Annotated in this window: 11 protein-coding genes; 10 read left to right on the top strand and 1 reads right to left on the bottom strand. The window is 64.5% G+C overall.

From position 1 onward, the window contains the following. The first annotated feature begins 78 nt into the window (after window positions 1-78). From AC1RL5_RS03905 to AC1RL5_RS03875, 7 genes are all read left to right on the top strand, one after another. A complete protein-coding gene (locus AC1RL5_RS03905; RefSeq protein WP_237615559.1) occupies window positions 79-1,350 on the top strand; it encodes an ABC transporter substrate-binding protein in 1,272 nt (423 codons plus the stop codon). Window positions 1,351-1,507: 157 nt separating this feature from the next. After that, window positions 1,508-2,434: a carbohydrate ABC transporter permease gene (locus AC1RL5_RS03900; RefSeq protein WP_011061358.1), complete on the top strand. Its 927-nt coding sequence runs from the start codon at window positions 1,508-1,510 to the stop codon at window positions 2,432-2,434. Between the two features lie 10 nt (window positions 2,435-2,444). Further along, a complete protein-coding gene (locus AC1RL5_RS03895) occupies window positions 2,445-3,275 on the top strand; it encodes a carbohydrate ABC transporter permease (RefSeq protein WP_011061359.1) in 831 nt (276 codons plus the stop codon). Between the two features lie 23 nt (window positions 3,276-3,298). Beyond that, on the top strand, window positions 3,299-4,399 hold the full coding sequence (locus AC1RL5_RS03890) for an ABC transporter ATP-binding protein (RefSeq protein WP_492588927.1): 1,101 nt from the start codon (window positions 3,299-3,301) through the stop codon (window positions 4,397-4,399). Between the two features lie 16 nt (window positions 4,400-4,415). Further along, window positions 4,416-5,897, top strand: coding sequence for a mannitol dehydrogenase family protein (locus AC1RL5_RS03885; RefSeq protein WP_011061361.1), 1,482 nt, complete (start codon window positions 4,416-4,418; stop codon window positions 5,895-5,897). A gap of 181 nt (window positions 5,898-6,078) precedes the next feature. Continuing rightward, window positions 6,079-7,575, top strand: coding sequence for a xylulokinase (xylB, locus tag AC1RL5_RS03880; RefSeq protein ID WP_065364091.1), 1,497 nt, complete (start codon window positions 6,079-6,081; stop codon window positions 7,573-7,575). 13 nt (window positions 7,576-7,588) lie between these two features. Then, complete coding sequence (locus AC1RL5_RS03875) at window positions 7,589-8,527, top strand: carbohydrate kinase family protein (protein WP_072450295.1); 939 nt, start codon at window positions 7,589-7,591, stop codon at window positions 8,525-8,527. A gap of 90 nt (window positions 8,528-8,617) precedes the next feature. On the opposite strand, the gene AC1RL5_RS03870 is transcribed toward AC1RL5_RS03875, so the two are convergent. Beyond that, window positions 8,618-9,919 (bottom strand): OprD family porin, encoded by a 1,302-nt coding sequence (locus AC1RL5_RS03870; protein ID WP_011061364.1) that lies wholly within the window; start codon window positions 9,917-9,919, stop codon window positions 8,618-8,620. 644 nt (window positions 9,920-10,563) lie between these two features. Between AC1RL5_RS03870 and AC1RL5_RS03865 the strand changes: the two genes are divergently transcribed. The 3 genes from AC1RL5_RS03865 to AC1RL5_RS03855 are packed head-to-tail and all read left to right on the top strand — an operon-like array spanning window position 10,564 to window position 13,742. Continuing rightward, on the top strand, window positions 10,564-11,916 hold the full coding sequence (locus tag AC1RL5_RS03865) for a UDP-glucose dehydrogenase family protein (RefSeq protein WP_011061365.1): 1,353 nt from the start codon (window positions 10,564-10,566) through the stop codon (window positions 11,914-11,916). Continuing rightward, the gene (locus tag AC1RL5_RS03860; RefSeq protein ID WP_011061366.1) at window positions 11,913-12,932 is read left to right on the top strand and encodes an NAD-dependent epimerase; all 1,020 of its coding nucleotides are present in this window, start codon (window positions 11,913-11,915) and stop codon (window positions 12,930-12,932) included. The genes AC1RL5_RS03865 and AC1RL5_RS03860 overlap by 4 nt, the downstream gene beginning before the upstream one ends. 57 nt (window positions 12,933-12,989) lie before the next feature. After that, entirely contained in the window at window positions 12,990-13,742 is a 753-nt protein-coding gene (locus tag AC1RL5_RS03855; RefSeq protein WP_019093969.1) for a sugar transferase, read from the top strand.

Below are 13,742 nucleotides of genomic sequence, written 5' to 3'. Positions count from 1 at the left end.
CCTTCTGCAGCCCTCACCGGCGCAGGACAGGAGTGAACGATGAAACCCTGCAGCAAAGCCCTGCTCCTCACCACCTGCATGACCCTCAGCAGCGTCACCCTTGGCGCCCAGACCCTGACCATCGCCACCGTCAACAACAGCGACATGATCCGCATGCAACGCCTGTCCAAGACCTTCGAGGCCGAGCACCCGGACATCAAGCTGAACTGGGTGGTGCTGGAAGAGAACGTGCTGCGCCAGCGCCTGACCACCGACATCGCCACCCAGGGCGGGCAATTCGACGTGCTCACCATCGGCATGTACGAAGCCGCACTCTGGGGCGCCAAGGGCTGGCTGCAACCGATGCAGGACCTGCCGGCCAGCTATGAGCTGGACGATGTCTTCCCTTCGGTGCGCGAGGGCCTGTCGGTCAAGGGCACTCTCTACGCCCTGCCGTTCTACGCCGAAAGCTCCATGACCTACTACCGCACCGACCTGTTCAAGGAGGCCGGCCTGAGCATGCCCGAGCGGCCGACCTGGGAGCAGATCGGCGAATTCGCCGCCAAGCTCAACAAGCCCGACCAGGAGCAATACGGTCTGTGCCTGCGGGGCAAGGCCGGCTGGGGCGAAAACATGGCGCTGATCACCACCCTGGCCAACAGCTACGGGGCGCGCTGGTTCGATGAGAAGTGGCAGCCGGAGTTCACCGGGCCGGAATGGAAGAACGCCCTGACCTTCTATGTCGACAACATGAAGAAGTCCGGCCCGCCGGGGGCTTCGAGCAACGGTTTCAACGAAAACCTGGCGCTGTTCAACAGCGGCAAGTGCGCGATCTGGGTCGACGCCAGCGTGGCCGGCTCTTTCGTCACCGACAAGAGCCAGAGCAAGGTCGCCGACCATGTGGGCTTCACCTACGCGCCGCACCAGGTCACTGACAAGGGCAGCGCCTGGCTGTACTCATGGTCCCTGGCGATCCCCGCCAGTTCCAAGGCCAAGGACGCCGCCAAGACCTTCAGTGCCTGGGCCACTTCCAAGCAGTACGCGGCCCTGGTGGCCGAGAAGGATGGCATCGCCAATGTGCCGCCGGGCACCCGCGCCTCCACCTATAGCGAGGCCTACATGCAGGCCGCGCCGTTCGCCAGGGTCACCCTGGAATCGCTGAAGGTCGCCGACCCGAGCAAGCCCACCCTAAAGCCCGTGCCCTACGTCGGCATCCAACTGGTGACCATCCCCGAGTTCCAGGCCATTGGCACCCAGGTCGGCAAGTTGTTTTCCGCCGCCCTGATCGGCCAGACCACGGTGGACCAGGCCCTGGCGGCCGCGCAGCAGAGCACCGAACGGGAAATGAAACGCGCCGGCTACCCGAAATAACCCGGCTCTCCCTGTAGGAGCCGGCTTGCCGGCGAAGAGACCCTTGAGTCTTGCGCAGTGTTCAAGGGCGCCTTCGCTGGCAAGCCAGCACCTACGGGCAGCCCGGCCGTGCCAGCGCCGTGTCGCGCCCCCTTGTACCCAACTGGTTGTGACCCTTATGAATACCTCGACTGCCAAGCTGCATGTGCAACCGCAGGCGGCGCCTCGCAAAAGCCGCCTGGCCAACCCCGGCTGGTTCCTGGTCAGCCCCTCGGTGGCGCTGTTGCTGCTGTGGATGATCGTGCCCCTGGGCATGACCCTGTACTTTTCAGTGATCCGCTACAACCTGCTGTACCCCGGCGAGAACCAGTTCGTCGGCCTGGAGAACTTCAGCTACTTCCTCAGTGATTCGGGCTTTGTGCCCGGGGCCACCAACACCCTGTTGCTGGTGGGCAGCGTACTGCTGATCAGCGTGGTGTTCGGGGTACTGATCAGCGCCCTGCTGGAGGCCAGCGAGTTCCTCGGCCGGGGCATCGTCCGGGTGCTGCTAATCTCGCCGTTCTTCATCATGCCCACGGTGGGCGCGCTGATCTGGAAGAACCTGATCTTCCACCCGGTGTCGGGGATCCTCGCCGCGCTGTGGAAACTGTTCGGCGCCCAGCCGGTGGACTGGCTGGCGCACTACCCGCTGCTGTCGATCATCGTCATCGTTTCCTGGCAGTGGCTGCCGTTCGCCATCCTGATCCTGATGACCGCCATGCAGTCCCTGGACCAGGAACAAAAGGAAGCCGCGCGCCTCGATGGTGCCGGGCCCATCGCCATCTTCTGGCACCTGACCCTGCCGCACCTGGCCCGGCCGATTGCCGTGGTGGTGATGATCGAGACCATCTTCCTGCTGTCGGTGTTCGCCGAGATCTTCACCACCACCAACGGCGGCCCGGGCTATGCCTCCACCAACCTGGCGTACCTGATCTACAACCAGGCCCTGGTGCAGTTCGACGTCGGCATGGCTTCGGCCGGCGGGCTGATCGCCGTGGTCATCGCCAACATCGCCGCGATCATCCTGGTGCGGATGATCGGCAAAAACCTGACTGACCAGAGCTGAGGTGGCCGCCATGACCCTGCAACAATCCCGACGCCTGCAAAGCCTGCTACTGGGCACCCTGGCCTGGGCCATCGCGATCCTGATCTTCTTCCCGATCTTCTGGATGGTGCTGACCAGCTTCAAGAGCGAGATCGACGCCTTTGCCACGCCGCCGCAATTCATCTTCACGCCAACGCTCGAGAACTACCTGCACATCAACGAGCGCAGCAACTACCTGGCCTTCGCCTGGAACTCGGTGGTGATTTCCTTCAGCGCGACCGCCCTGTGCCTGCTGATCGCGGTGCCGGCGGCCTACTCCATGGCCTTCTTTGAAACCCGCAACACCAAGCGCACCCTGCTGTGGATGCTCTCCACCAAGATGCTGCCGCCGGTGGGCGTGCTGATGCCCATCTACCTGCTGGCCAAGAGTTTCGGCCTGCTGGATACGCGCATCGCGCTGATCGTGATCTACACCCTGATCAACCTGCCGATCGTGGTGTGGATGGTTTACACCTACTTCAAGGACATCCCCCGGGACATCCTCGAGGCCGCCCGCCTGGACGGCGCCACACTGGCCCAGGAAATGCTGCGGGTGCTGATGCCCATCGCCAAGGGTGGCCTGGCCTCCACTGCACTGCTATCGCTGATCCTGTGCTGGAACGAGGCCTTCTGGTCGCTGAACCTGACCTCTTCCAACGCCGCCCCGCTGACCGCGCTGATCGCCTCCTACTCCAGCCCCGAAGGGCTGTTCTGGGCCAAGCTCTCGGCGGTCTCGACCCTGGCCTGCGCGCCGATCCTGATCTTCGGCTGGATCAGCCAGAAGCAGTTGGTGCGCGGCCTGTCCTTTGGCGCGGTGAAGTAACTCTGAAATTGCGGAGACATCCCATGGCTCACCTGAAAATCAACAACCTGCAAAAAGGCTTCGAAGGCTTCGACATCATCAAGGGCATCGACCTTGAGGTGAACGACAAGGAGTTCGTGGTCTTCGTCGGCCCCTCGGGCTGCGGCAAGTCCACCCTGCTGCGGCTGATCGCCGGGCTGGAGGAAGTCAGCGGCGGCAGCATCGAGCTGGACGGTCGCGACATCACCGAAGTCAGCCCGGCCAAGCGCGACCTGGCCATGGTGTTCCAGACCTACGCCCTGTACCCGCACATGAGCGTGCGCAAGAACATGTCCTTCGCCCTGGACCTGGCGGGGGTCGATAAGGCCCTGGTGCAGCAAAAGGTCGACGAAGCGGCGCGCATCCTGGAACTGGGGCCGATGCTCGAACGCAAGCCCAAGCAACTGTCCGGCGGCCAGCGCCAGCGCGTGGCCATTGGCCGGGCCATTGTGCGCAACCCGAAGATCTTCCTGTTCGACGAGCCGCTGTCCAACCTCGATGCCGCCCTGCGGGTACAGATGCGCCTGGAACTGGCGCGCCTGCACAAGGAACTGCAGGCCACCATGATCTACGTGACCCACGACCAGGTGGAAGCCATGACCCTGGCAGACAAGGTGGTGGTGCTCAATGGTGGCCGGGTGGAACAGGTGGGCTCGCCCCTGGAGCTCTACCATCGCCCGGCCAACCTGTTTGTCGCAGGCTTTCTCGGCACGCCGAAGATGGGCTTTCTCAAGGGCCGCATCAGCCACGTCGACGGTCAGGGCTGCGAGGTCCAGCTGGATGCCGGGGCACGCCTGCGCCTGGAGCAGAGCGGTGCGCAACTGAGCCTGGGCAGCGAGGTGACCCTGGGCATCCGCCCCGAGCATCTGGAGCTGGGCGAGCCCGGCCCGGGCAGCCTGGCAGTCACCAGCGACGTGGCCGAGCGCCTGGGCAGCGACACCTTCTGCCATGTCCGCAGCAGCTGCGGTGAAGCCCTGACCCTGCGTATCCGCGGTGACCTGGCGAGCCGCTACGGCGAACAGCTGCACCTGCACCTGGCCCCCCAGCACTGCCATCTATTCGATGCCCAGGGGGTCGCCGTGTCCCGCCCCCTGCGCGCCGCCTGATCCCAGAGAGCCCTGCATGAAACTCAAACGCTTGAACCTCAGCCAACTGCCGCCCCAGGTGCGGGTACCCGCCTACACCGTCACCGCCACCCGCCAGGGCATCGCGCACATTGGCGTCGGCGGCTTTCACCGGGCCCACCAGGCCTATTACACCGATGCCCTGATGAACCTGGGCCAGGGCCTGGACTGGAGCATCTGCGGGGTCGGCCTGCGCTCCGAAGACCGCCGCGCGCGGGACGATCTGGCCGGCCAGGACTACCTCTATACCCTGTACGAGCTGGGCGATGGCGACGGCCACGAGGTGCGGGTGATCGGCGCCATCAGCCAGATGCTGCTGGCCGAGGACGACGCCCAGGCGCTGATCGACAAGCTGGCCAGCCCGGAGATCCGCATCGTCTCCCTGACCATCACCGAGGGCGGCTACTGCATCGACGACAGCACGGGCGAGTTCATGCTGCACCTGCCGCAGATCCAGCACGACCTGGCCCATCCGCAACAGCCGCGCACGGTATTCGGCTTTCTCTGCGCGGCCCTGGCCCTGCGCCGGGCCGCGGGGATCCCGGCCTTTACCCTGATGTCCTGTGACAACCTGCCCCACAACGGCGCGGTGACCCGCAAGGCGCTGCTGGCCTTCGCCGCCCGCCGCGACGCCGACCTGCATGACTGGATCGAGCGCCACGTGAGCTTTCCCAACGCCATGGTCGACCGCATCACTCCCATGACCAGCACCGCCCACCGCCTGCAGCTGCACGATGAACACGGCATCGACGATGCCTGGCCGGTCGTCTGCGAGCCCTTTGTGCAGTGGGTCCTGGAAGACAAGTTCTGCAACGGCCGGCCGGCCTGGGAACAGGTCGGCGTGCAGTTCACCGACGACGTCACGCCCTATGAAGAGATGAAGATCAAGCTGCTCAACGGCAGCCACCTGGCCCTGACCTACCTGGGCTTTCTCAAGGGCTACCGCTTCGTCCACGAAACCATGAACGACCCGCTGTTCGTCGCCTACATGCGCGCCTACATGGACCTGGACGTAACCCCGCAACTGGCGCCGGTACCGGGCATCGACCTGGCGGCCTACAAGGACACCCTGGTCCAGCGCTTCTCCAACCAGGCGATCGCCGACCAGCTGGAGCGGGTGTGCAGCGACGGTTCGTCGAAGTTTCCCAAGTTCACCGTGCCTACCATCAACCGGCTGATCGCCGATGGCCGTGATACCGAGCGTGCGGCCCTGGTGGTGGCGGCCTGGGCCCTGTACCTCAAGGGCGTGGACGAGAATGGCCTGAGCTACCGGGTTCCCGACCCGCGGGCCGAGTTCTGCCAGGCCCTGGTGGCCGACGATACCTTGCTGACCCAACGTTTGCTGGCGGTGGAAGAAATCTTCGGCTCGGCGATTCCCCATTCCAGCGCGTTTGTCGATGCTTTCGAGCGCTGCTTCAACAGCTTGCGCGAACATGGCGTGAGCAAGACGCTGGAGCGGTTGTTGGCCAGGCCCGTGTAGCCGCTGCCGCAGGCTGCGAACGGCCTGGGCGGCACTGCGTCGAAGGAGATGCGGCGATTACAAGGACGCTGCAGGTTCGGCTGCAGATCGCCAGGCAAGGACCTGCGGGCCTTAGCGCAGCCTCGCCTCAGGCTCGGCAGCGGCTACAGCTCGACAGTAATCACCCACACCAGGAGCGACGATGACTCAACCCGCGCTTTTTCTCGGCCTCGACTGCGGCACCCAGGGCACCAAGGCGCTGATCCTCGACAGCCGGAGCGGCACCGTCCTGGGCCGGGGCGCTGCGCCCCACAGCCTGATCAGCGGCGCCAATGGCTGCCGCGAACAGGATCCCGCGCAGTGGCTGCAAGCCTGCACCAGCGCCACCCGGCAGGCCTTGCAGGCGGCCGGGGTGGATGGCCGGCAGGTGCTCGGTGTCGGGGTTTGCGGCCAGCAGCACGGTCTGGTGCTGCTGGATGACCAGGGCCAGGTGCTGCGCCCGGCCAAGCTGTGGTGCGATACCCAAAGCAGCGCCGAAAACCAGCGCCTGCTGGACTGGCTGGGGGGCACCCAGGGCTCCCTGGAGCGCCTGGGGCTGGCCATTGCCCCGGGCTACACGGTGTCAAAGCTGCTCTGGACCCGGGAGCAGCATCCGGAGCTGTTCCAGCGCATTGCGCATATCCTGCTGCCCCACGACTACCTCAATTTCTGGCTGACCGGGCGCTGCTGCAGCGAGTACGGCGATGCCTCGGGCAGCGGCTATTTCGATGTGCGCAGGCGCGACTGGGACCGCGCCCTGCTGGCCCATATCGACCCCAGCGGGCGCCTGGAGCGGGCCTTGCCGCCGTTGCTCGAAGCGCACCAGCCTGTGGGCCGGATCCTTGCGCCGGTCGCCCGGCAACTGGGGATCAGCGCGGATGCCTGGGTGGCCAGCGGCGGTGGCGACAACATGCTGGGGGCCATCGGCACCGGCAATATCCAGCCCGGAATCATCACCATGAGCCTGGGCTCCTCCGGCACCGTGTATGCCTACGCCGAGCGCCCGCTGATCAGCCCCGAGCCTTCGGTGGCGACCTTCTGTTCGTCCAGCGGTGGCTGGCTGCCGCTGATCTGCACCATGAACCTGACCAACGCCACCACCCTGGTGCGCGAACTGCTGGGCCTGGACCTTGCCGCTTTCAACCAGCGCCTGGAGCAGGCCCCCATCGGGGCCGAGGGGCTGTGCCTGCTGCCGTTCTTCAACGGTGAGCGAGTGCCCGCCCTGCCCCAGGCCCAGGGCAGCCTGCACGGCATGACCCTGGACAACCTGACCCCGGCCAACCTGTGCCGCGCGGTGGTGGAAGGCACCACCTTCGGTTTGCGCTACGGCCTCGACCTGTTGCGCGCAGCGGGCCTGCACAGCCAGAGCATCCGGCTGATCGGCGGCGGTGCGAAAAGCCTGCTGTGGCGGCAGATGGTCGCCGATATCATGCATGCCCCGGTGATCTGCCCCCGCGAGGCCGAAGCCGCCGCATTGGGCGCGGCGATCCAGGCAGCCTGGTGCCATGGCCGGCAGGACGATCCGGACCTGGACCTGCAACAACTCTGCGAGCGCTGCGTGCGCCTCGACCCGGGCAGCGAAACCCAGCCCCGGGCCGAACACGTGGCGGCCTACGAACCGGTGTACCAGCGCTATCGACAGCAACTGGCAAGCCTTTGAAGAGCGAATGACTATGTATCTGGTGTGTGGCGAAGCGCTGTTCGACTTTTTCAGCGCGGATGAGGCCGGGGCCCCGGCCAGTAAAGTGGCGTTCCAGGCGATCGCCGGGGGCTCGCCGTTCAACGTGGCGGTGGGCCTGCGCCGCCTGGGCGTCGATGTCGCCCTGCTGGCCGGGCTGTCCCGGGACTACCTGGGCCAGCGCCTGCGGCGGGTGCTGGAAAACGAAGGCGTGGATACCCGCTACCTGCGGGAATTCGACGCCCCCACCACCCTGGCCATGGTGGCCGTGGGCGCCGATGGCTCGCCCCACTACAGCTTTCGCGGCGAGGGCTGTGCCGATCGCCAGTTGCAAGAAGAGCACCTGCCGCAGCTCGACGCACAGGTGCGCGGGCTGCATATCGGCTCGTTTGCCCTGGTGGTGCAGCCGATTGCCGATACCTTGCTGGCCCTGGTGCGCCGTGAGCGCGGGCAGCGGCTGATCAGCCTGGACCCCAACGTACGGCTCAACCCGCAGCCGGATATCCAGCTGTGGCGCCAGCGCATCGCCGAACTGGCCGGCCATGCCGACCTGATCAAGGTCAGCGACGAAGACCTGGCCCAGCTGTACCCCGGGCAGGCGCCCGAGACGCTGATCCGGGGTTGGCTGCAAGGCAATGCCCGGCTGGTGTTCCTGACCCGTGGCAGCCAGGGGGCGACGGTGTTCAGCCGTGGGCATGGCAACTGGTCGGTGGACGCGCCCCGGGTGGAGGTTGCCGACACCGTGGGCGCCGGGGATACCTTCCAGGCTGCGCTGATCACCTGGCTGACCGAACAGGGCCTGGATTCCCCCCAGGGCCTTGAACAGCTCGATCGCGAACAGACCGACGCCCTGCTGCGTTTCGCCGTCAACGCCGCGGCCCAGACCTGCACCCGCACCGGCCCGGACCTGCCGTACCGGCATCAACTCCCGTAGCCGCCGGCTTGCCGGCGAAGAGGCCCGCAAGCCTTGCGCAATTGCGGCTACCGCCTTCGCTGGCCAGCCAGCTTCTACCAGAGTCGTCGGTCAGAGCAGCGAGAAGTTGTAGCTGACGATCAGGCGGGTTTCGTCCATGTCGCGGGCGATCTTCTGGTAGTTGCTGCGGTAGGTGGCGTTGCGCAGGCGCAGGCTCACGTCCTTGAAGGTGCCGCTCTGCACCACGTACTTGAGCTCGCTGTCGCGCTCCCATTCGCGGCCTTCTCGCAGGCTGCCCGGGACCTTGATGTGGTCGCCGCTGACGTAGCGGGTCAGGAAGCTCAAGCCGTTGAGGCCAATGGCCTTGAAGTCATAGTCATAGCGCAGTTGCCAGGAACGCTCCTGGATCGCAGCGAAGTCGTTGACCTGCACGTAGTTCACCAGGTACGGGTTGCTGCCATCCAGGTAAGGCATGGAGTTGTCGCCGTACATGCGCTGCCAGCCGGCACTGAACACGTGCCCGGCCACGCTGTAGCCGAGCATGCTGCTCAGGGCGCGGTTATCGATGCCGCCGGCGCGCTCGGCGCCGGTGTCGGCACTCTTGAGCAGGCGCAGGTCGCCTTTGAGCACCCCGGGCCCCAGGGGCTGGTTGGCCAGCAGGCCGACAAAATGCTGACGGTAGATGTCTTCCAGCTCGGCGTAGTGGTACTGGCCGGTCAGGCGATCGTTGAACTTGTAGTCCACCCCATAGGTGTCGAAGTGATCCGCCGTGGTGTTGCAGGCGTAGCGCTTGTTCTTGCAGTGCACGCGGATGTCCTGGGCATCGCTGGAGTCCCGCGCGGTGTAGCGGTTCAAGCGGGCCGCGGTCAGGGTCAGGTCCTTGACCTCCCGGGAAGTCAGCACCGCGCCGTTGAACATGGTGGGCAGCAGGCGCCCGTCGTTGTACTTGAGCAGTGGCAGGTCCGGCAACTGGGCGCCGTACTTGAATACCGTCTGCGAGACCCGGACCTTGGCGGTCAACCCCAGCTTGGCGTACTGGTCCGCCGAGCCCCGCGGGTCGTGACCGCTGGAGGGCAGCAGGCCGCTGTTGCTGCGGTCGGGGCTGGAGTCGAGCTTGATCCCCAGCATGCCCAGGGCATCCAGGCCGAAACCCACGGTGCCCTCGGTGTAGCCCGATTGCAGGTTGAGAATAAAGCCCTGGGCCGATTCTTCACGCTTGGACGCGCCCTGGTCGGTGCTGGTGTGGCCGTCGCGAAAGTCCCGGTTGAAGTAGATCGTGCGCGATTCCAGCTTGGCGCTGCTGTCTTCGAAAAAACCCGCCGCATTGGCCAGGGGGGCAAAACCCGCGCACAGCACGGCAGCGCCGAGGCCCAGCAATGGGCACGGATTGAGTAAGGGGAAAGGGGGACGCATGAACAGGCTCCAGCAGCAAATCAGTGACGCGAGGTAAAGAAAAAGACCCAGGTGAAATTCATCCAGCGAATCTGTAGTCGCCAGCTGAATTGATTGAATCAATGAAGACCGGCAATGATGGCAGATAGCCCCTACCCTCCCAACCCGACTTTAGTCTGACGCCCGCCTGGTCATAACCGGCGCTACCCGTCCCGCCTTGCCAGCCATATCTTTGAAAAAACCGATCAATTTCAACAGTTTTCAAGCTGCAGAAAAGCGTCAAAAAAACTGTCCGACTGCTCAGCTTCGCCTTCGGAACCCAGGCTGCCGTAGCAGGTAATATCAAAAAGGCATTAGCTTTTCGTCTCACCGAACTACCGTTCGTCGGTTTTTTCAGTCATTTATTAACAAAAACCAACTATTTGACGCTTTCCATGATGATCATCATGAATACGCTTAACTATTTGTTTTTAAACATTATTTTATGAACCGAAAAATAAACAAAACACAGCTGTCATTTATGTAACACAGCAAAACGTCAATTAAACGTCTCGATGTTGTGGTAGTGTCAAAAAAAGAGCGTGATAGCGGCAATGTGCCATACGCCTTTTCAGAAGGTGAGAACCACCCTCACCCCAACACTCATCATGGACGAGGTCGTTCCCTTGGAAGTCAGCGTTTTTGGTACTGGCTATGTTGGCCTGGTGCAAGCAGTTGCCCTGGCCGATGTCGGGCATAACGTGGTCTGTGTCGATATCGACAGCCACAAGATCGCCCAGCTGCAACGTTCTATTCCGCCGATTCACGAGCCGGGCCTGGCGACCCTGATCGAAGAGAATCAAAAGGCCGGCCGATTGCACTTCACCACCCAGGCCAGCGATGCAGTGGGCCACGGCAAGGTGATTTTCATCGCGGTCGGCACTCCCTCCAACGAAGACGGCTCCGCCGACCTCGACCATGTCCTGGCGGTGGCGCGCAACATTGCCTGCCTGATGTTCAGCGACAAGACCCTGGTGATCAAATCCACGGTGCCGGTGGGCACCGCCGATCTGGTGATCGAGACCGTCGCCGAACAACTGGCGGACCTGGGCAAATCCGAGCTGCGGGTGCACGTGGTCTCCAACCCGGAGTTCCTCAAGGAAGGCTCGGCCGTGGCCGACTGCATGCGCCCGGACCGGATCATCGTCGGTTGCGCCGACGACCTGCCCCGCCAGCAGTTGAGCGAGCTATACGCGCCCTTCAACCACAACCATGACCGCCTGATGTTCATGGACAACCGCAGCGCCGAGCTGGTCAAGTACGCGGCCAACGCGATGCTCGCCACTCGTATCAGCTTCATGAACGAGATGGCCAACCTGGCGGAACGCCTGGGGGTGGACATCAATGCCGTGCGCAAGGGCATCGGTGCCGACCCGCGCATTGGCTACCACTTCATCTACCCCGGCGCCGGCTTCGGCGGCTCGTGCTTCCCCAAGGACCTGCGGGCGCTGATCCACACCGCAGAAAGCCACGGGCTGGAACCGCACATGCTCAAGACCGTGCGCGACGTCAATGAGCAGCAGCGCCATGTGCTGTTTCGCAAGCTCAAGGCGCACCTGGGGGACAACCTGCAGGGCAAGGTCATCGCGCTCTGGGGCCTGGCCTTCAAGCCCAACACCGACGACATGCGCGAAGCCACCAGCCGCTACCTGATGCAGGCACTGTGGGAGGCCGGGGCCAAGGTCCAGGCCTACGACCCGGAAGCCATGACCGAATGCCGGCGCCTGTACGGCTACCGCGATGACCTGCAACTGTGTGCCACCCGTGACGACACCCTGCAAGGCGCCGACGCGCTGGTGATCTGCACCGAATGGAAGGCCTTTCGCGTGGTGGACTTCACGCTGCTGCGCGAGACCCTCAGGGATCGCCTGGTGGTCGACGGCCGCAACCTCTACAACCCACAACAGGCAGCGGATGCCGGCCTGCATTACCTGAGCATCGGCCTGCCCTACCGTGTACCGGAGGCATTGCGCGCATGAATATCCTGATCACCGGGGCCGCCGGATTCATCGGCGCCCATACCGCACTGCGTTTGCTCAAGGATGGGCACCAGGTCACCGGGCTGGATAATTTCAACGACTACTACGACCCCCAGCTCAAGCGCGACCGGGTGCGCTGGGTGGAACGCCAGGTAGGGCACTTTCCCCTGCAGCGCCTGGACCTGGCCGACAGCGAGGGCCTGGAACGGCTGTTCGCCGAAGTACGGCCCCAGGTGGTGATCAACCTCGCCGCCCAGGCCGGGGTGCGCTATTCCCTGGAAAACCCCAAGGCCTACCTGGACAGCAACCTCAGCGGTTTCCTCAACCTGCTGGAGATGTGCCGGCGCTACCCGGTGCAGCACCTGATCTACGCCTCGTCCAGTTCGGTGTACGGGGCCAACCAGCAGACCCCGTACAAGGTCAGTGACAACGTCGACCACCCGCTGTCGCTGTATGCGGCCAGCAAGAAAGCCAACGAGCTGATGGCCCACAGCTACAGCCACCTATTCGGCGTGCCCGCCACCGGCCTGCGCTTCTTCACGGTGTACGGCCCCTGGGGCCGGCCGGACATGTCGCCGATCCTGTTCGCCGACGCCATCAGCCAGGGCCGGCCGCTGAAGCTGTTCAACTACGGCATGCACCAGCGCGACTTCACCTACATCGACGACATCGTCGAATCCCTGGTGCGCCTGCTGGGCAAGCCGCCAGTGCGCGATCCGCTGTGGGACCGGGAACAGCCGGACCCGTCCACCAGCATGGCGCCCTGGCGCCTGTTCAACATCGGCGGCCAGCGCCCGGTGGAGCTCAAGGACTACGTGGCGACCCTGGAAAAACTCCTCGGCCACAAGGCCCAGGTGGAATACCTGCCGCTGCAGCCCGGCGATGTGCTCAACACCTGCGCGGATGTCAGCGCCCTGGAAAACCTCACCGGTTTCGGCCCCCAGGTGCCCCTGGAGGAAGGCCTGCGCGAGTTCGTCCAGTGGTACCTGAGCTACTACCCGGGCGCGGCGTCCTGAGCCGCGACAGCCGAACGTTTTTACCCAACCCCTGCAATGGAAGTATTCCCGGTGGATATGGATAGACCTCTCTCATCGCCCGCAACCGAGGTGCCCGCCCCGCTGCACATCGACCGGCGCAACGACCCGTTCCGGCGCAAGGTCCAGGCCGCCATCGACCTGCAACAGCACGGCTGGATCACCGGCCGCGACGGCGGGCGGCCCTGGACCCTGTCGCGCAGCAAGCGCCTGACCTCGGCGCTTTTGGCCGCGGTGCTGCTGGTGCTGCTGTCGCCGGTGCTGCTGGTCGTGGCCTTGCTGATCAAGCTCACCAGCCCCGGCCCGGTGTTCTTCGTGCAGTTGCGCACCGGTTTTCGCGGCCGGCGCTTCGGCATGTACAAGTTCCGCACCATGGTGGTCAACGCCGAGGCCCTGAAGGATTCGGTGCGCCACCTGAACAAGCACGGCGCCGACTCGGTGGATTTCAAGATCGACCGCGACCCGCGGATCACTGGAATCGGCGGTTTCCTGCGCCGTACCAGCCTCGACGAGCTGCCCAATCTGATCAACGTGGTGCTCGGCCAGATGCGCATCGTCGGCCCGCGCCCCACCTCGTTCCATGCCCAGACCTACAAGGAACACCACCTCGGCCGCCTGAGCATCTACCCGGGGATCACCGGCCTGTGGCAGGTATCCGGGCGCAGCGACGTGGATTTCGACGGCCGCGTGACCCTCGACATGACCTACATCTTCCAGCAGAGCCCCTGGCTCGACCTGAAGATCCTGATCAAAACCCCTTTCAAGGTCCTCAATGGCCACGGAGCAAGTTGA

This window comes from Pseudomonas sp. GW822-FHT06D10, from assembly GCF_058799535.1.
This window is presented reverse-complemented; position numbering and strand designations above follow the sequence as displayed.